The organism is Arthrobacter sp. Cza30 (assembly GCF_059090765.1).
In genome coordinates, this window is record NZ_JBNHGA010000003.1 from 827,006 (window position 1) to 843,917 (window position 16,912).

18 protein-coding genes and 2 tRNA genes are annotated in these 16,912 nt (G+C 67.2%); 8 read left to right on the top strand and 12 right to left on the bottom strand.

The genetic code is table 11. The annotated features are described in order from the left end of the window. Window positions 1–33: 33 nt before the first annotated feature. On the top strand, window positions 34–276 hold the full coding sequence (locus AC5RVZ_RS13380) for a cell division protein CrgA (RefSeq protein ID WP_494066242.1): 243 nt from the start codon (window positions 34–36) through the stop codon (window positions 274–276). Between the two features lie 142 nt (window positions 277–418). Here AC5RVZ_RS13380 and AC5RVZ_RS13385 read toward each other — a convergent pair whose 3' ends face one another. Beyond that, the gene (locus AC5RVZ_RS13385; RefSeq protein ID WP_494066243.1) at window positions 419–1,306 is read right to left on the bottom strand and encodes a rhomboid family intramembrane serine protease; all 888 of its coding nucleotides are present in this window, start codon (window positions 1,304–1,306) and stop codon (window positions 419–421) included. Between the two features lie 25 nt (window positions 1,307–1,331). After that, the gene (locus tag AC5RVZ_RS13390) at window positions 1,332–1,904 is read right to left on the bottom strand and encodes a peptidylprolyl isomerase (protein ID WP_494066244.1); all 573 of its coding nucleotides are present in this window, start codon (window positions 1,902–1,904) and stop codon (window positions 1,332–1,334) included. Window positions 1,905–1,998: 94 nt separating this feature from the next. Between AC5RVZ_RS13390 and AC5RVZ_RS13395 the strand changes: the two genes are divergently transcribed. Next, on the top strand, window positions 1,999–2,580 hold the full coding sequence (locus AC5RVZ_RS13395; protein ID WP_494066245.1) for a DNA helicase: 582 nt from the start codon (window positions 1,999–2,001) through the stop codon (window positions 2,578–2,580). Then, complete coding sequence (locus AC5RVZ_RS13400; protein WP_494066246.1) at window positions 2,573–3,055, top strand: aminoacyl-tRNA deacylase; 483 nt, start codon at window positions 2,573–2,575, stop codon at window positions 3,053–3,055. Before AC5RVZ_RS13395 ends, AC5RVZ_RS13400 begins: the two co-directional genes overlap by 8 nt. 15 nt (window positions 3,056–3,070) lie before the next feature. On the opposite strand, the gene AC5RVZ_RS13405 is transcribed toward AC5RVZ_RS13400, so the two are convergent. The 10 genes from AC5RVZ_RS13405 to dnaA form a co-directional block, all read right to left on the bottom strand. Next, window positions 3,071–3,496 (bottom strand): NUDIX hydrolase, encoded by a 426-nt coding sequence (locus AC5RVZ_RS13405; protein WP_494066247.1) that lies wholly within the window; start codon window positions 3,494–3,496, stop codon window positions 3,071–3,073. Between the two features lie 236 nt (window positions 3,497–3,732). Further along, window positions 3,733–3,805, bottom strand: a tRNA-Ala gene (locus AC5RVZ_RS13410). Window positions 3,806–3,818: 13 nt separating this feature from the next. Then, window positions 3,819–3,892, bottom strand: a tRNA-Ile gene (locus tag AC5RVZ_RS13415). A gap of 95 nt (window positions 3,893–3,987) precedes the next feature. Beyond that, on the bottom strand, window positions 3,988–4,392 hold the full coding sequence (locus AC5RVZ_RS13420) for a DUF3566 domain-containing protein (protein ID WP_494066248.1): 405 nt from the start codon (window positions 4,390–4,392) through the stop codon (window positions 3,988–3,990). Continuing rightward, complete coding sequence (gyrA, locus tag AC5RVZ_RS13425; protein WP_494066249.1) at window positions 4,389–7,016, bottom strand: DNA gyrase subunit A; 2,628 nt, start codon at window positions 7,014–7,016, stop codon at window positions 4,389–4,391. Before gyrA ends, AC5RVZ_RS13420 begins: the two co-directional genes overlap by 4 nt. A 107-nt stretch (window positions 7,017–7,123) precedes the next feature. Continuing rightward, window positions 7,124–9,166 carry a DNA topoisomerase (ATP-hydrolyzing) subunit B gene (gyrB, locus tag AC5RVZ_RS13430; RefSeq protein WP_494066250.1) on the bottom strand — a complete coding sequence of 681 codons (2,043 nt, stop codon included), beginning with the start codon at window positions 9,164–9,166 and terminating at the stop codon, window positions 7,124–7,126. A 121-nt stretch (window positions 9,167–9,287) separates the two neighbouring features. Beyond that, window positions 9,288–9,812 (bottom strand): DciA family protein, encoded by a 525-nt coding sequence (locus AC5RVZ_RS13435; protein ID WP_494066251.1) that lies wholly within the window; start codon window positions 9,810–9,812, stop codon window positions 9,288–9,290. Next, window positions 9,805–10,962 carry a DNA replication/repair protein RecF gene (recF, locus tag AC5RVZ_RS13440; RefSeq protein ID WP_494066252.1) on the bottom strand — a complete coding sequence of 386 codons (1,158 nt, stop codon included), beginning with the start codon at window positions 10,960–10,962 and terminating at the stop codon, window positions 9,805–9,807. The genes AC5RVZ_RS13435 and recF overlap by 8 nt, the downstream gene beginning before the upstream one ends. Before the next feature lie 65 nt (window positions 10,963–11,027). After that, on the bottom strand, window positions 11,028–12,179 hold the full coding sequence (gene dnaN / locus AC5RVZ_RS13445) for a DNA polymerase III subunit beta (protein WP_494066253.1): 1,152 nt from the start codon (window positions 12,177–12,179) through the stop codon (window positions 11,028–11,030). A gap of 441 nt (window positions 12,180–12,620) precedes the next feature. Next, on the bottom strand, window positions 12,621–14,063 hold the full coding sequence (gene dnaA, locus AC5RVZ_RS13450; RefSeq protein ID WP_494066254.1) for a chromosomal replication initiator protein DnaA: 1,443 nt from the start codon (window positions 14,061–14,063) through the stop codon (window positions 12,621–12,623). 306 nt (window positions 14,064–14,369) lie between these two features. Between dnaA and rpmH the strand changes: the two genes are divergently transcribed. From rpmH to AC5RVZ_RS13475, 5 genes are read left to right on the top strand one after another with little or no spacing between them, the layout of a single operon-like run. Continuing rightward, a complete protein-coding gene (rpmH, locus tag AC5RVZ_RS13455) occupies window positions 14,370–14,507 on the top strand; it encodes a 50S ribosomal protein L34 (protein ID WP_022879826.1) in 138 nt (45 codons plus the stop codon). 8 nt (window positions 14,508–14,515) lie between these two features. Beyond that, window positions 14,516–14,851 carry a ribonuclease P protein component gene (rnpA, locus tag AC5RVZ_RS13460; RefSeq protein ID WP_494066255.1) on the top strand — a complete coding sequence of 112 codons (336 nt, stop codon included), beginning with the start codon at window positions 14,516–14,518 and terminating at the stop codon, window positions 14,849–14,851. Continuing rightward, window positions 14,848–15,204: a membrane protein insertion efficiency factor YidD gene (yidD, locus tag AC5RVZ_RS13465; protein ID WP_494066256.1), complete on the top strand. Its 357-nt coding sequence runs from the start codon at window positions 14,848–14,850 to the stop codon at window positions 15,202–15,204. Before rnpA ends, yidD begins: the two co-directional genes overlap by 4 nt. 8 nt (window positions 15,205–15,212) lie before the next feature. Beyond that, window positions 15,213–16,349 carry a membrane protein insertase YidC gene (gene yidC / locus AC5RVZ_RS13470; protein WP_494066257.1) on the top strand — a complete coding sequence of 379 codons (1,137 nt, stop codon included), beginning with the start codon at window positions 15,213–15,215 and terminating at the stop codon, window positions 16,347–16,349. A gap of 34 nt (window positions 16,350–16,383) precedes the next feature. Next, a complete protein-coding gene (locus AC5RVZ_RS13475) occupies window positions 16,384–16,905 on the top strand; it encodes a Jag family protein (protein WP_494066258.1) in 522 nt (173 codons plus the stop codon). Window positions 16,906–16,912 lie beyond the last annotated feature (7 nt).

The following is a 16,912-nucleotide window of genomic DNA, read 5'->3' on the forward strand; positions in this document are numbered from 1 at the left end:
GTGTGAAGGCTCACCGACAGATACAATCGCTGCATGGCAAGACCACGCAGCAAGGACGACGACTCGCTCGTCGAGCGCGCAGAAGGCGAAGCCGCACCCAACCCGGTGTGGTTCAAGCCGATCATGATCGGGCTCATGCTCGTGGGGCTGGTATGGATCCTCGTCTTCTACCTCAGCGGCATGCAGTTCCCGATCCCCGGCATCCAGGCCTGGAATCTGGTGATCGGCTTCGGCATCGCGTTCCTCGGCTTCCTGATGACGACGCGCTGGCGCTGACTCATCAACGCGAAAGCCCCGGTCGATGACCGGGGCTTTTTCGTGCGGGGGGTCGTTAACAAGTCTGTTAACAGGTGTGAATTACACCCGTGTGATTCTCCCCAGGTGTGGACGAACCTGTGGATAACTCCCGGCCCGGCTGTCAGCGGAGGAACCCGGGCACCGTCACCGGGATGAGCAGGAGGGCCAGCAGCGCGACCGCGACACCGACCATGAGAGCGATCTGCAGTCCTCGCTGCCGCACGGCGCGGGTGCGGGTGAAGATGAATCCCACGGCGAGGCCGACCACGAGTCCGCCCACGTGCGCCTGCCACGAGACGTTGAAGCCCGGGAGGAAGCCGATCACCAGGTTGATGCCCAGCACGATCGCGATGCCGGCGATGTTGGCGCCGAGGTGCCGCCCGATGACCAGCAGGGCGCCGAAGAGGCCGAAGATCGCTCCCGACGCGCCCACGACGGGTGTCATGAAGGACAGCAGCGCGACGGCGACCGAGCCGCCGAGCGTGCTCAGCGCGTACAGCGTGAGGAATCGCCACCGGCCGAGCAGCGGCTCGAGGCTGCGGCCGATCATCCACAGCGCCAGCATGTTGAGGCCGATGTGCCAGAAGCCGGAGTGGACGAGCGCCCCGGTGAGAAGCCGCCACGGCTCGAAGGATCCCGTCAGGTTCGGATAGAGCAGGGGAGCCCAGAACCACAGCGCCTGCTGCACCGCATCGCCGACACCGGGGATCAGGGTGATCACGTAGACCACGGCGGTGATCGCGACGATGCTGTACGTGACGGCCGGCCGCGAGTCTGTCATGGTGACCGCGCGCGGGCGGGACCACCGACGCTCAGCCTTCCGCTGCGCGGGGGACTGGCTCTTCTGCTGGTCGCGGAGGCACTCGGGGCAGATCACCCCGACGGCCGCCTGGGTCTGGCACTCCGGGCAGATCGTGCGGAGGCACCGCTGACAGAGCACGAAGCTCTGGCGATCCGGATGCCGGTAGCAGAAGTTGTCGCTGTTGCGACGGAAGTCGTCGGTGGTCACGCGCCGGCGCTCGGTTCCGGCCGGCTCAGGCGGCGGTGATGTCGATCGACTGGATCACGACCGGCTCGACAGGGCGGTCGCCCGCACCGGTCGGCACCTCGCTGATCGCGTCCACGACGGCCTTGGACTGGTCGTCGGCGACCTCGCCGAAGATCGTGTGCTTGCCCTGCAGCCACTCGGGTCCACGGCCGCCCTGACCGGGGACGGTGATGAAGAACTGCGAGCCGTTCGTGCCCTCGGCCTTGCCGGTGATCGCGTTGCGACGCAGTCCCGCGTTGGCCATCGCGAGCTTGTAGGGCTCGGTGAAGGTCAGCTCGGCGTTGATCTCGTCGTTGAAGGTGTAGCCGGGACCGCCCACGCCCTGCCCGAGCGGGTCGCCGCCCTGGATCATGAAGCCCGAGATGATGCGGTGGAAGATGACGTCCTTGTACAGCGGACCGTCGCCGGGCTTGCCGGTCGCCGGGTGGGTCCACGCCTGCGATCCATCGGCGAGACCGATGAAGTTCTGCACGGTGCGGGGCGCGTGGTCACCGAAGAGATTGACGACGATGTCGCCGTGGTTGGTGTGGATCGTTGCGACGGCTGTGTGAAGCGGCATTCATACATTGTCTCAGAGTTCACTGCAAGCCCTCCCGTCCGAGGTCCGGTCTGGCAAGATGGGGGAACCGAGATCCCACAACAGGGAGGGCATCGTGAGCCTCAGCCGCAAGCGCAAGAAGGAACTCCACAAGCTGCAGAAGCAGGCGACGAACCTGTGGGAGTCGCAGCAGGTACTGGTGGGGGAGGCGGCCGCGGTCGCACGCGAAGCGGGAAGGCAGCTGGGCAAGTACAACCGCGAGCAGCTTCTGCCGCAGGTTCAGGCCGGCTATGGCAAGTATGCGGCGCCCTACATCGGCAAGGGCGTGCAGGTGTCGAAGCAGGTCCTCGAGGGCAGAGTCGTTCCCGCCGCCGGTGCGGTCGTGGGCTCGGCCCTCTCCGTGTGGGACGCCGCCAACGACACCCGTCAGCGACTGGCTACGGGCAAGGGCTTCGCGTTCCCCGACTCCGCGACGTATGCGAAGAAGGCAGGCATGTACTCGAAGGACGCCACGGCCAAGCTGTCGGCGAAGCTCAACCCCAAGCCGCAGAAGCGCGGCATGGGCGCAGGTGGCGTGATCGCCATCATCCTCGGTGTCGCAGCGGCCGCCGGCGTGCTCTACGCGGCGTGGCAGACGCTGCGCGCCGACGACGAGCTGTGGGTCGCTGACGACCCGCTGCGCGCACCGGATGCCTGAGCCGGGCAACGGACTCGAGCGGGTCAGGAACGCGGCCGTCGAGCGCGGGCTCGACATCGAGATCCGCGAGCGCCCCGCCGCGCGCAGTCTTCCCGAGGCGGCCGAGATCCTCGGCATCCCACCCTCGGGGATCGTCAAGACCCTCGTGGTGAAGCGCTCCGATGACACGTATCTCTTCGCGCTGATCCCGGGTGACCGCGGCATCTCGTGGCCGAAGCTGCGCGCCGTCGTCGGCGTGAACAAGCTGCAGCTGCCCGACCCGGCGCGCGCCTTGGAGGCCACCGGATACGAGCGCGGGACCATCGTGCCGCTGGGCAGCACGAACGACTGGCCGATCTACGCCGACGCCGGGATCGCGGGCCGGCGCATCGCGATGGGCGCCGGCGCGCACGGTTACAGCCTCTTCGTCGAGGCGGACGACCTCATCGCCGCCTATGGCGCCACGGTCGCCGACATCTCGCAGCCGCTCGAGTAGCGCCACGCGGCCGCCTCAGGCCAGACCCGCCATCTCGAGCGCGATGTCGACGAGCTTGACCCGCTGCAGGCTGCTCACCTCGTCGAGGGCGAACCACTGCGCGCGGTCGGTCGACCCGTCGACCTCGTTGCGCAGACGCCCGCCGATGATGTGGGCGCGATAGACGATCCGCAGCGTGTGCAGCGGGTCGGCGGCGCCCACCGCGAGCCGGCGGTGCGTCGGGATGACCCGGGAGTGGATGCCGAGCAGCTCATCGATCGCGACGCGGTAGCCGGTCTCCTCCCGCACCTCCCGGCGCGTGGCGTCCTCGGGGTCCTCGCCGGGCTCCAGTCCTCCGCCGGGCATGGTCCACGCGGCGCGGCGACCCTGAACCCAGTGGGCGAGCAGCAGCCGGTCCTCCTCGTCGACGATGACGGCGTACGCCGAGACGCGCAGGTCCATGCCGTCACCCTACCGACCAGGGGCATCCGCCCGGCCGAAACGCAGAAAGCCGACCCTTCGGGCCGGCTCTTGCGCGTTGTGGAGCCCAGGAATCCCCGGCGCTCTCCACATGCCGCTGGCGCGTCACGCGGAGCCTCGGCGCCGGGGGCCCATCGAACCGGCTTCGCCGGCGTTCGAATCGCAGTGTCCGATAACGCGCAGAAAAGCCGACCCTTCGGGCCGGCTCTTGCGCGTTGTGGAGCCTAGGAGATTCGAACTCCTGACATCCTGCTTGCAAAGCAGGCGCTCTACCAACTGAGCTAAGGCCCCGGGGCTGTTGTTGTGGGGCTACCAGGACTTGAACCTGGGACCTCTTCATTATCAGTGAAGCGCTCTAACCGCCTGAGCTATAGCCCCATCTGCTGCGGCGCTTGCGCTCCGCAACCTCCAAGACTTTACCTGACGAACCCCGCATCTGGCGAATCGGCCGGCCGCGGCATCCGTCGGCTGAGTCAGTTGGAGGTGAACCCGACCAGCAGGCCGCCGGTCACCTTGACGGCGAGGTTGTAGATGCCCGCGATCACCGCGCCCAGGACCGTCACCACGACCAGGTTGAGGATCGCGACCACGGCCGAGAACGCCAGCACCTGCGGGAAGCTCACGAACGACGACAGCAGGATGCTGCCGTCCGAGAAGCTGCCGAAGAACTCGTCGGCCTTGGCGATGAGTCCCGTGGTCTGGACGACCAGGTAGATCATGATGAACGCCACGACCGTCACGACGGCGATCGCGATGGCTGCCAGGAACGACAGCTTCACCGCGGACCAGAAGTCGATGTACACCAGCCGCAGGCGCACCTGCTTGGCGCTGGTCTTGTGCGTGGACTTCTTGGCGAGCTTGTCGGCTACCGTGCTCATGCGTCAGTGCTCTCTTCCGGGGTCTCAGGCGTCGCGACGGCGTCCGCGGGGGTCTCGGGTGACGGCTCTTCGGTCGCGTTGTCGGCCGCTGCCTCTTCCGCCTCCTGGGCGAGGCCCCGCTCACCATTGCGGGCGATCGCGAGAATCCGGTCATCATCCCCCGCGCGCGCGAACACGACTCCCATCGTGTCTCGACCCTTGGCAGGCACCTCGGCCACGGCAGAGCGTACCACCTTGCCGCTGGCAAGAACCACCAAGACCTCGTCGTCCTCGGAGACGATCAGACCGCCCGCGAGATCGCCCCGGTCCTCGTTGAGCTTGGCCACCTTGATGCCCAGTCCGCCGCGGTTCTGCACCCGGTACTGGTCCACGGCGGTGCGCTTGGCGTAGCCGCCCTCCGTGACGACGAACACGTAGCCGTCGTCTGTCGCGACGGATGCCGACAGCAGGCTGTCGCCCTCGCGGAAGTCCATGCCCTTCACGCCCGACGTCGAACGGCCCATCGGGCGCAGCGCGCTGTCGGTGGCGGAGAAGCGCAGCGACATGCCGTGGCGGCTGATGAGCAGGATGTCGTCGCCCTCGTCGACGAGCAGCGCGCTGACCACCTCGTCGTCGGGGCCGGCCTCGGCATCCTCTTCGTCGGGCACCTGCCCGCGCAGCTTGATCGCGATGATGCCTCCCTGACGGTTCGTGTCGTACTCGGTCAGGCGCGTCTTCTTGACCAGGCCGTTGCGGGTGGCGAGCACGAGGTAGGTCGCGACGTTGTAGTCGCGGATGTCGAGGATCTGGGCGATCTCCTCGTCGGGCTGCAGCGCGAGGAGGTTCGCGACGTGCTGTCCCTTCGCGTCGCGCCCGGCCTCGGGAACCTCGTACGCCTTCGACCGGTACACCCGGCCCTTGTTGGTGAAGAACAGGAGCCAGTGATGGGTGGTCGTGACGAAGAAGTGCTCGACGACGTCGTCGGCGCGAAGCTGCGCGCCCTTGACGCCCTTGCCGCCGCGGTGCTGCGAGCGGTAGTTGTCGCTGCGCGTCCGCTTGATGTAGCCGTCGCGCGTGACCGAGACCACCATCTCCTCTTCGGGGATGAGGTCTTCCATCGACATGTCGCCGTCGAATCCGTGCAGAATGTGCGTGCGACGCTCGTCGCCGAAGCGGTCGACGATGGTGCTCAGCTCGTCGCGCACGATCGTGCGCTGGCGCGCCGGCTTGACCAGGATGTCGTTGAGGTCGGCGATCTTGGCCTCGAGCTCGGTCGCCTCGTCGACGATCTTCTGACGCTCCAGCGCAGCGAGGCGGCGCAGCTGCATCTGCAGGATCGCGTCGGCCTGGATGTCGTCGATGTCGAGGAGCGACTTCAAACCCTCGCGCGCGTCGTCGACTGTCGGCGAGCGCCGGATGAGCGCGATGACCTCGTCCAGCGCATCCAGTGCCTTGAGGTAGCCGCGCAGGATGTGCATGCGCTTCTCGGCCTCACGCAGACGGTACCTCGTGCGGCGCACGATGACGTCGATCTGGTGGTCGATCCAGTACGAGATGAATCCGTCGAGCGGCAGCGTGCGCGGCACGCCGTCGACGATCGCGAGCATGTTCGCGCCGAAGTTCTCCTGCAGCTGCGTGTGCTTGTACAGGTTGTTCAGCACGACCTTGGCCACGGCATCCCGCTTGAGGACCACCACGAGACGCTGACCGGTGCGGTCGCTGGTCTCGTCACGGATGTCGGCGATGCCGGTGATCTTGCCCTCGCGCGCAAGGTCGCCGATCTTGACCGCCAGGTTGTCCGGATTGACCTGGTACGGCAGCTCGGTGATCACGAGGCACGTGCGACCCTGGATCTCCTCGATCGACACGACGGCGCGCATCGTGATGGATCCGCGTCCCGTGCGATACGCCTCACGGATCCCCTTGGTGCCGAGGATCTGGGCTCCCGTGGGGAAATCGGGGCCCGGGATGCGCTCCATGAGCGCTTCGAGAAGCTCTTCACGCGACGCTTCCGGGTTGTCGAGCGCCCACAGCGCACCGGCGGACACCTCGCGCAGGTTGTGCGGCGGGATGTTCGTCGCCATGCCGACGGCGATGCCGACCGACCCGTTGACCAGGAGGTTCGGGAACCGCGCAGGCAGCACGGTGGGCTCCTGCGTCTGCCCGTCGTAGTTGTCCTGGAAATCGACGGTGTCCTCTTCGATGTCGCGCACCATCTCGAGGGCGAGTGTCGCCATCTTCGTCTCGGTGTAGCGCGGCGCCGCGGCACCCATGTTGCCCGGCGAGCCGAAGTTGCCCTGGCCCTGGGCCAGCGGGTAGCGCATCGACCACGGCTGAACGAGACGCACGAGGGCGTCGTAGATCGGAGCGTCGCCATGAGGGTGGTACTGACCCATGACCTCGCCGACGACGCGTGCGCACTTCGAGAACGACTTGTCGGGGCGGAAGCCGCCGTCGTACATGCCGTAGATGACACGACGGTGCACCGGCTTGAGCCCGTCCCGCACGTCCGGCAGTGCTCGACCGACGATGACGGCCATCGCGTAGTCGAGGTAGCTGCGCTGCATCTCCAGTTGCAGATCGACCTGGTCGATGCGGCCGTGGTCGTGCTCGGCGTTGGGATCCGGGCGCTCTTCGTCTGCCATGCTCCGTCTTTCGTATCAGTGCGTCTCGTCGCTTCGCTCCTCGCTCGATGAGCGGGGCATCGGTCGTTGAGCGAGCGAAGCGAGACGAAACGCCCACGACCGTGTGTTCAGATGTCGAGGAACCGAACGTCCTTGGCGTTGCGCTGGATGAAGGTGCGACGGGACTCGACGTCTTCGCCCATCAGCACCGAGAAGATCTCGTCGGCCGCAGCGGCGTCGTCGATGGTCACCTGCCGCAGGGTCCTGGTGCGGTGATCCATCGTCGTCTCCCACAGCTCCTTGGCGTTCATCTCGCCCAGACCCTTGTACCGCTGAACGCCGGAGTCCTTGGGGATGCGCTTGCCGTTGGCGAGGCCGTCCTCGAGCAGCGCGTCGCGCTCCCTGTCGGAGTAGACGTACTCGTGGGGTGCATTCGACCACTTCAGCCGGTACAGCGGCGGCATGGCGAGGTAGACGAAGCCCGCTTCGATGAGCCCGCGCATGTAGCGGAAAAGCAGCGTGAGCAGCAGCGTCGTGATGTGCTGGCCGTCGACATCGGCGTCGGCCATGAGCACGATCTTGTGGTAGCGCGCCTTGTCGATGTCGAAGTCCTCGCCGATGCCGGTTCCGAAGGCCTGGATCATCGCCTGGACTTCCTTGTTGCCCAGCGCCTTGTCCAGCCGTGCCCGCTCGACGTTCAGGATCTTGCCGCGCAGCGCGAGGATCGCCTGCGTGTGCGGGTCACGTCCCTGCACCGCCGAACCCCCGGCGGAGTCCCCCTCGACGAGGAAGATCTCGCTGATCGACGGGTCCTTGCTGGTGCAGTCCTTGAGCTTGTCGGGCATCGCGGCCGACTCGAACACGCTCTTGCGCCGGGCTGTCTCGCGTGCCTTGCGGGCGGCCAGGCGCGCGGACGCGGCGTCGATGGCCTTGCGGATCACGTTCTTGGCCTGCGTCGGATTGCGGTCGAACCAGTCGCCGAGTTTGTCGCCCACGACCTTCTGCACGAACGCCTTCGCCTCGGTGTTGCCGAGCTTCGTCTTGGTCTGCCCTTCGAACTGCGGTTCTGAGAGCTTCACCGAGATGACGGCCGTCAGCCCCTCGCGGATGTCTTCCCCGGTGAGGTTGTCGTCCTTCTCCTTGAGCATGTTCTGTGCGCGGGCGTAGCGATTCACCAGTGTAGTGAGGGCGGCACGGAAACCCTCTTCGTGGGTTCCGCCCTCGTGGGTGTTGATGGTGTTGGCGAACGTGAACACGTTCTCGGTGTAGCTCGTGGTCCACTGCATCGCCAGCTCGATCGAGATGTGCCGGACGGTGTCCTCGGACTCCACCTCGATGATCTCGTCGTTGACGACCTCGGCGTGGCGGACCTTGTTGAGGTGCTCGACGTAGTCCACGAGACCCCGCTCGTAGAGGAAGCTGTCGTGGCGGGGCTGCGGCTCCGAGACGCCGTCGCCCGGGTTGTCGTCGGGGACCAGGGCGTCGGGGCGCTCGTCGCGAAGGCTGATGTGGAGTCCCTTGTTGAGGAACGCCATCTGCTGGAACCTCGTGCGCAGCGTGTCGTAGTCGAAATCGACGGTGTCGAAGATGTCCGGATCCGGCCAGAACGTGATGGTCGTCCCGGTCTCGCCGCTCTCCTCGCCCTTCTCCAGCGGCGCCTGCGGCTGACCACCGTTGCGATACGACTGCCGCCACACGTGTCCGTCGCGCTTGACCTCCACCTCGAGGCGCGTCGACAGCGCGTTCACGACCGAGGAGCCCACGCCGTGAAGGCCTCCTGACACCGCGTAACCGCCCCCGCCGAACTTCCCTCCGGCGTGCAGCACGGTGAGCACGACCTCGACGGTCGACTTGCCCTCTGTGGGATGCACCGCCACGGGGATGCCGCGGCCGTTGTCGATCACACGGACGCCGCCGTCGGCCAGGATCGTGACGTCGATGGTGTCGCAGTGGCCCGCGAGCGCCTCATCGACGGAGTTGTCGACGATCTCGTAGACGAGGTGATGCAGACCGCGTTCCCCGGTCGAGCCGATGTACATGCCCGGGCGCTTGCGGACGGCTTCGAGTCCTTCGAGCACCTGAATGGCGTCTGCCCCGTACTCGTTGGGGACCTGATCGGCGGGTCGCGCTTCGGGTTCCTCGGGAACGCTTTCGGGGTTGTCAGACGTCATAAGCAGAAGCGCTCCATATCCTTGGACAGCGGCCTGTCCATCCTACCAAGGACAGGGTCCTCACGGGGCACAGACGCCGCTGTGACGCGCCGAAATGACTTCGGATAGCTCTTGACGTGCCTTATCCGTATGTATCGCGCGGACCACGCCCTGGAATCGTTCTGGGACCCCATTTCCAGGAGGGGACGTCCGGGCCGAGGAAACGGATCGCGTCGATGCCGGCCTCGGGGAATCGCCGAACGATCTCCGAGAGGATGTGCGCCCGCATCAGCTGGAGCTGTTTGGCCCATGCTGTCGAGTCGGCCTGAACGGTGAGCGTCCCTTCGGAGAACGCGACCGGGCGAGTGTGCTGCGCCGTGTCGGCGCCCGCCACCTCGGACCAGGCTCGCACGACGTCCTCGCGGGCGAGCTGGGTGTCCCATCCCGCCTGGCGAGTGAGGTCTGCCAGCACGTCGCCCACTCCGCGGGGATCCCGACCCGGCGTGAACGGCGCGTTCTCATCGTCGGGGTCGCGCCGGCGGCGCTTCCGGTACGACCGCTGGGAGGGCTCGAGCCCTCGCAGGCGCAGGTAGGTCGCGATGGTCTCGGGGAGCCGGGCGGGGTCGGGTGACGCTCCGCCTCCCGTGCCGGCGGCATGCTCAGGCATCCGTCGCCTCCAGGATCCGCCCGGCTTCGACACGGACCATGCGGGCACGCAGCCCGTCAGGCACGTCCTCGGCCACCGCCGCGGTCACCACGACCTGCTCGTAGCCGCCGGCGAGCTGCGCCAGCCGCGCTCGCCGGTCGGCGTCGAGCTCGGCGAAGACATCGTCGAGGATCAGCACGGGGTCACCGAGGCGCGAGTCGGCGCGCAGGAGCTCGGCCGATGCCAGCCGCAGCGCGAGCGCGACCGACCACGACTCACCATGAGAGGCATAGCCCTTGACCGGAAGTCCCCGGATGCGCAGCAGGAGGTCGTCGCGGTGCGGCCCGACCAGGGTCAGTCCGCGATCGAGCTCAGCCGACCGGCGAGCGGCGAGCGCGTCACGGAACAGCGCAGCGGTGTCGCGCGCGGCGCCGGCATCGGCGAGGGCGTCGGTGCCCTCCTCGGGGTCGCCGCCGCGGATCGACAGCGCCCACTCGATCTCGGGCCGGTGATCAGCGCCGGCGATGGCGGCATATGCGGCCTCGAGCGGCGTGGCGAGATCACGGGCGAGGGCGACGCGCGCTTCGATCACCTGGGTGCCGAGGGCCACGAGCTTGTCGTCCCACACATCGAGGGTGGACAGGGCGTCGCCCCGGATGCCGCGCGCGCGTGCGGACTTCAGCAGTGCCGTGCGCTGCTTAAGCACGCGGTCGTAGTCGCCCAGCACGCCCGACATGCGCGGGACGCGCTGCACCAGGAGCTGGTCGGCGAAGCGGCGGCGCGACGACGGGTCGCCGCGCACGATCTGCAGATCCTCCGGCGCGAACAGCACCACCTGCGCGTACCGCGGCAGCTCTGCCGGCTTCACCGGCGCGCCGTTGACGCGCGCCTTGTTCGATCCCTGACGGTTGACCTGCGCCTCGAGCTGGACGCGTCGTTCGCCGTGAGCGAGCCGCGCGCGGATGATCGCGGCATCCGCGCCGTCGCGCACCATCGGCGCGTCGCTGGAGACGCGGTGCGACCCGAGGGTCGCGAAGAACCCGATCGCCTCGGCGAGGTTCGTCTTGCCCTGACCGTTCCGGCCGACGAACACGTTCGGGCCCGGAGCGAGCGCGACCTCGGCGACCGCATAGTTGCGGAAGTCCACGAGGCTCAGCTGCTCCACGATCACCGGACAAGCCTAATGACGAGGACCGACGCCTGACCTCGGATCGGGGAGCGATCCGGCGACGAAGATCAGCGCAGGAGGAGGTTCGGCTGCAGCAGGTAGCGGAACGACTCCGCGCCGGCCTTGTCGACCGAGGTCTGCGGCGTGATGAGGACCGGGCTGAGCTTGTTGGCGTTCTCGCTCGAGGTGAACGTGATGCGCACGAACTCGCTGCGGACCGCTCCCAGCGACTCCAGCAGGTACTGCGGGTTCAGGCCGAGCGTGACATCCTCCCCGACGAGGTTGGCGTCGACGGACTCGGTCGCCCGGGCCTGCTCTGTGCCCGAGGCATCCATCGAGACGCTGTCGGTGGTGAAGGTGAACCGCAGCGGCGCCGAGCGGTCGAGCACGAGCGAGACGCGACGCACCGCTTCGGCGAGCTCGGCGGTGTTCACCACGGCGTGGTGATCGGTCTGCTCCGGGAAGAGCCGGCGCACGGGCGGGAAGTTGCCCTTGATCAGCAGCGACGTGACGGTCTTGTTGCCGGCGGTGAAGGCGATGATCTCGCGATCGCCCGTGCCCGAGAACGCGATCGAGATGTCGCCCCCGTGCGCGAAGGTCTTGCCGACCTCGGTCAGCGTGCGCGCCGGGACGAGAGCTGTCATGGACTCGCCGCCCACGGCCGCGCCGCCGTCCCAAGGGATCTCGCGCAGCGCGACGCGGTAACGGTCGGTGGCCACCAGGCTCAGCGAGGTGCCGGAGACCTCGAGCTGCACGCCGGTGAGGACAGGCGTGACGTCGTCGCGCGACGCGGCGAAGGCCACCTGGGCGATCGCGGTCGCGAAGTCGTCGGACGGCACGAGGCCGGAGTCGCCCGTCACCTCGGGGATGGCCGGGTACTCCTGCACCGGCATCGACGCGAGCGTGAAGCGCGCGGAACCGCACGTGAGCAGGATGCCGCCGTCGTCATCGACCTGGATCTGGATCGGGGCGTTCGGCAGCCGGCTTGCGATGTCGGACAGCAGGCGCCCGTGGACGAGGATCGTGCCCGGCTCGTCGACGGTCGCCTCGATCATGGTGCGCGCGGAGGCCTCGTAGTCGAACGCCGCCAGCGACAGACCGTCGGAGGTCGCCTCGATCAGCACGCCCGCGAGGATCGGCTGTGGGTTTCGCTGCGGCAGAAGTTTGACGACGAACGACACGGCTTCGCTGAACACATCGCGATTGACGTGGAACTTCACGAACGCTCCCTCTGCAGCGGGCCCTGGATGCCGGGCTCGGGTTTCTCATGCTAGTGGCAGGCCCGGCGAAAACCAGTCCCGCCCGGCGGGTGGCCCACTCGACCGGCTTGTCCACCGACAAGGTGATCGAACCGGTCTCTCTCAGAAGATTCTTGTCATGGTGTTAACGGCTGTGGAAACTGTGGACAACTCCGTCGAGCCCAGTCGGCACACCGGAATCACAAAAGTGTGAGTTGTGGAACGGCTGCGGATGCTCGTCGGGACAACGGATGTCGCGTCGACAGGCATCCACGATTCATCCACAGGCTTTCGACCGCGGTTCACAGTGCTCTCCGCAGCGCCGGGAAGTTATCCACAGGTTTTCCACACTGTGAAGAACGGAAATGATGGCGCGCCGAAGCGCCGGTGTCAAGCACCGGTTTCGGCATACACCGAGGCGGCTCAGCGGCCGTTGCGGCCCAGCGACGCGGTGATCTCGGTCACCTGGTTGTAGATCGAGCGGCGCTCCTTCATGAGGTCGCTGATCTTCTTGTACGCGTACATGACGGTGGTGTGATCCCGATTGCCGAACAGCTGCCCGATCTTCGGCAGCGACAGGCTCGTGCGCTCACGGCACAGATACATGGCGATCTGCCGCGCGGTGGCCACCGACTGGGAGCGACTCGACCCGTACAGATCGTCGACGGTCAGTTTGAAGTACTGGGCGGTCGCCGAGATGATGTCGGTCGGCGAGATGACATTGGCGTCGTCCTGGTCGACGATGTCGCGCAGCACGGTCTGAGCGAGCGACATGTCGAGCGTCGAACGATTGAGGCTCGCGAATGCCGAGACGCGAATGAGCGCGCCCTCGAGCTCGCGGATGTTCGACGAGACCACCGTGGCGATGTACTCGAGGACCTCGTCGGGGATGTGGAGGCGCTCGGACTGAGCCTTCTTGCGCAGGATCGCGATGCGGGTCTCGAGGTCGGGCGCCTGCACGTCGGTGATGAGGCCCCACTCGAACCGGCTGCGCATGCGGTCCTCGAAGCCGGTGAGGTGCTTGGGCGGGACGTCGCTGGTGATCACGACCTGCTTGTCGTGATCGTGCAGCTGGTTGAACGTGTGGAAGAACGCCTCCTGCGTCTCGGCGCGACCCTGCAGGAACTGGATGTCGTCGATCAGAAGGATGTCCACATCGCGGTAGCGGGCCTGGAACGCCGACCCGCGGTTGTTCGCGATGGAGTTGATGAAGTCGTTGGTGAATTCCTCGCTCGACACGTACCGCACGCGGATGCCGGCATACAGGCTCAGGGCGTAGTCGCCGATCGCATGCAGCAGGTGGGTCTTGCCCAGCCCCGAGTCGCCGTAGATGAACAGCGGGTTGTATGCCTTCGCAGGCGCTTCGGCCACCGCGACGGCGGCCGCGTGGGCGAAGCGGTTCGACTGTCCGATGACGAAGTTGTCGAACGTGTACTTGGGGTTCAGTCGCGTGTCGCTGCGGGAGACCGAGGCCGGCTCCACCGGCTCTTCCATGGGCGAGCGCATGACCGAGCCGCTCAACGGACCGCCACCGGCCGCGACCGTCGCCACCGGCATGGGGGCGGGTGCGCTGGTGTGCACCTCGGCGAGCTCCGGGTTGACCACGACGCGGAACGCCGATGCCGGGTTCTGCGTGTCCTGGTCCACCCGCGCGAGAGCCTCCATGATCGGCGCCCGCATCCGCTTGGTGAACTGCGCCGCCGTGAGGTCGTTGGGCACGTCGAGGTAGAGCGTGCCGCCCATCACGCCCTGCGGGACCGCGAGGTTGAGGAAGCCGTGCAGCTGCGGGGTGACGCGTTCGTCCCTCACGAGTTCGTCCAGAACGGCCGACCAGACCGGTACGTCTGGAACTTCGTGCGGTGACATGGCCCCCCCGGGTTGTTGATGACTCCACCGGATGCCGCGGAACCGCTGCACTGAGCCTGTGGATAACTGCCGGAGCCACGCTAGTCAGCAGTGGACGCGTGAGCAAACTCCACTGTAGATCCAGGCCGCGTGTCAGTTCCAGGATGAAGTGCGACGACGGCATAATGTCCGCGCGCATGCTCGGTTTGAGTTATCGGGCGTCTCGACGTAGCCTTAATCGGTTGACTTATGCCCTCGTGGCAGTCCCTTTGTAAGAGCGTCCCCGGTCTCGAGCGTCCCGGTGACACCTGATCGGAAGTAGTCCCCATGAGCAAGCGCACTTTCCAGCCCAACAACCGCCGCCGCGCCAAGAAGCACGGCTTCCGCGCCCGCATGCGCACGCGCGCCGGCCGTGCGATCCTCTCGGCTCGCCGCGCCAAGGGGCGCACCGAGCTCTCGGCCTGAGCCGAGCGGTGCTCGCGAGGCCGAACCGACTCACCCGCGGAGCGGAATACAAGGCCGTTGTCCGTCGGGGTCGTCGGTGTGCCGGAGCGCATACCGTCACCTATGTCAGCCGCGTCGTGACCGAAGGTCCGGCGCGGTTCGGCTTCATCGTCAGCCGCCAGGTGGGAGGCGCCGTGGTGCGCAACACCGTTCGGCGTCGCCTGAAGGCGTTGTGCGCCGAGGCGCTTGGAGGAGTCCCGGCCGGCAGCGCCGTGGTGATCCGCGCCCTTCCGACTTCCGCGACCGCGTCGTTCTCCGATCTGCGAGCCGACCTCACCCGGTGCCTGGGACGGGCTGCGGCATGAGCGTGCTGCCGTCGTATGCGCTCGGCGATGCCCGGTTCGAGGCATCCGAGATCCTCCGCACGATCCCGCTCCTCCCCCGCAACGCCGTTCTCGCACTGCTGCACGGCTATCGGGCGACCATCTCGCACACCTACGGCGACGTCTGCAAGTACTTCCCGTCCTGCTCTGCCTACGCCGTCGGCGCGGTTCAGCAGCATGGCGCGCTCAAGGGCGCGGCACTCACGGCGGCGCGCATCGCCCGCTGCCATCCCTGGGCGGCCGGCGGCGTCGACGACGTGCCCGCCCACTCGCACTTCCGGCACGCGCTCACCTCCCACGGGTTCGTCGTGCCTGCCCCCACCGGAAAGGACTGATCCACCGCATGGATCTTCTGCTGGCTTCCACGCCGTCGCCGTCCCCTGCGCCCTCGGGCGGGGGCTTCGACCTGATCGGCACCATCCTGTGGCCGCTGAAGTGGCTCGTCGAGGCGGTGCTGGTGTTCTGGCACTGGGTCTTCACCGCGATCGGGCTGCCCCCGGCGGACGGCATCACGTGGGTGCTCGCGATCGTCGGTCTGGTGATCGTGGTGCGCTCGGCGCTGATCCCGCTGTTCGTGCGGCAGATCAAGAGCCAGCGGAAGATGATGGAAATTGCTCCTGAACTGCGGAAAGTTCAGGAGAAGTACCGCGGCAAGCGCGACCAGCTCTCACGCGAGGCCATGAGTCGCGAGACCATGGCGCTCTATAAGAAGCACGGCACGACCCCGGTGTCCAGCTGTCTGCCGCTCCTGGTGCAGATGCCGGTGTTCTTCGCGCTGTTCTCGGTGCTCAATGACGTGACCCGTCACGCTCGCGCCGGCATCGGCGGCGTGGGCCTTCTCAACGCCGACGCGACACAGGAGTTCTACGACGCCAAGCTCTTCGGCGCCTCGCTCCACGAGACGCTCATCGACGCCTTCGGCACCGGCAACACCACGGCGATCGTCATCCTGCTCGTGCTCGTGGTGCTGATGATCGCGTCGCAGTTCTTCACGCAGCTGCAGATCATCTCCAAGAACCTCTCCCCCGAGGCCAAGACCGGCCAGGCGTACCAGATGCAGAAGATCATGCTGTACGTCCTGCCGTTCGCATTCGTCTTCTCCGGTGTCTTCTTCCCGCTCGGTGTCGTCATCTACTGGTTCGTGTCCAACCTGTGGACCATGGGCCAGCAGTTCCTCGTCATCCGCGAGATGCCGACGCCGGGCTCGGATGCGGCGAAGGCGCGCGAGGAGCGTCTGGCACGCAAGGGCAAGGCGATCGATGCCAACGGCAAGGTCGTGCCGATGGAGAAGTACCTCGCCGAGCAGCAGCGCCTGTACGAAGAGGCCGAGCGCGCCAAGGCCGCGACGCCGAAGCGCCAGCAGCCCGTGGGCAAGCAGCGGGCCAAGAAGCAGGCGCAGAAGCAGCCGGGACAGAAGCAGCCGGGACAGCGCGCCGGGGAATCCGGCACCTCCGGGCCCGCCGGAACCCCGGCATCCTGATCGCCCCCGATCCCTCACGCCGACACCCGAGGACATGATGACCACTTCGCCCGATTTCGCACCCGTCGACAGCTCGGCTGACCGAGTGACACCCACGGTCGAGCAGCTCGAGCAGGAAGGCGACATCGCGGCGGACTTCATCGAAGGCCTGCTCGACATCGCCGACATCGAGGGCGACCTGAACCTCGATGTCCGCGCCGGCCGTGCCTACGTCTCCGTGGAGGCTCCGGAGGGCAGTTCGGTGGCGCTCATCTCGGAGCCGGACACCGTTCAGGCGCTGCAGGAGCTCACTCGGATCGCGGTCCAGAACCGCACCGGCCGCTTCTCCCGCCTCATCCTGGACGTCGGCGGGTCTCGGGATGCTCGCCAGCACCAGCTGGCCGCGCTCGTCGACCGCGCCATTGCTCGCCTTGACGATGGCGCGTCGCAGGCATCCCTCCCCGCCATGTCGAGCTACGAGCGCAAGCTTGTGCACGACATCGTGGCCGAGCGCGGATTCGTCTCCGAGTCCTATGGTGAGGGCGGAGACCGTCACACCGTGATCCGTCGCGGCTGACGTTTCA

Bases quoted from the DNA above. Each gene is read 5' to 3' on its own strand.
- AC5RVZ_RS13475 (WP_494066258.1), top strand. From the start codon at position 16,384: ATGATGACCACTTCGCCCGATTTCGCACCCGTCGACAGCTCGGCTGAC.
- AC5RVZ_RS13380 (WP_494066242.1), top strand. From the start codon at position 34: ATGGCAAGACCACGCAGCAAGGACGACGACTCGCTCGTCGAGCGCGCA.
- AC5RVZ_RS13390 (WP_494066244.1), bottom strand. From the start codon at position 1,904: ATGCCGCTTCACACAGCCGTCGCAACGATCCACACCAACCACGGCGAC.
- AC5RVZ_RS13420 (WP_494066248.1), bottom strand. From the start codon at position 4,392: ATGAGCACGGTAGCCGACAAGCTCGCCAAGAAGTCCACGCACAAGACC.
- rpmH (WP_022879826.1), top strand. From the start codon at position 14,370: ATGAGCAAGCGCACTTTCCAGCCCAACAACCGCCGCCGCGCCAAGAAG.
- yidD (WP_494066256.1), top strand. From the start codon at position 14,848: ATGAGCGTGCTGCCGTCGTATGCGCTCGGCGATGCCCGGTTCGAGGCA.
- dnaA (WP_494066254.1), bottom strand. From the start codon at position 14,063: ATGTCACCGCACGAAGTTCCAGACGTACCGGTCTGGTCGGCCGTTCTG.
- AC5RVZ_RS13435 (WP_494066251.1), bottom strand. From the start codon at position 9,812: ATGCCTGAGCATGCCGCCGGCACGGGAGGCGGAGCGTCACCCGACCCC.
- yidC (WP_494066257.1), top strand. From the start codon at position 15,213: ATGGATCTTCTGCTGGCTTCCACGCCGTCGCCGTCCCCTGCGCCCTCG.
- AC5RVZ_RS13400 (WP_494066246.1), top strand. From the start codon at position 2,573: ATGCCTGAGCCGGGCAACGGACTCGAGCGGGTCAGGAACGCGGCCGTC.
- gyrB (WP_494066250.1), bottom strand. From the start codon at position 9,166: ATGACGTCTGACAACCCCGAAAGCGTTCCCGAGGAACCCGAAGCGCGA.
- gyrA (WP_494066249.1), bottom strand. From the start codon at position 7,016: ATGGCAGACGAAGAGCGCCCGGATCCCAACGCCGAGCACGACCACGGC.
- AC5RVZ_RS13405 (WP_494066247.1), bottom strand. From the start codon at position 3,496: ATGGACCTGCGCGTCTCGGCGTACGCCGTCATCGTCGACGAGGAGGAC.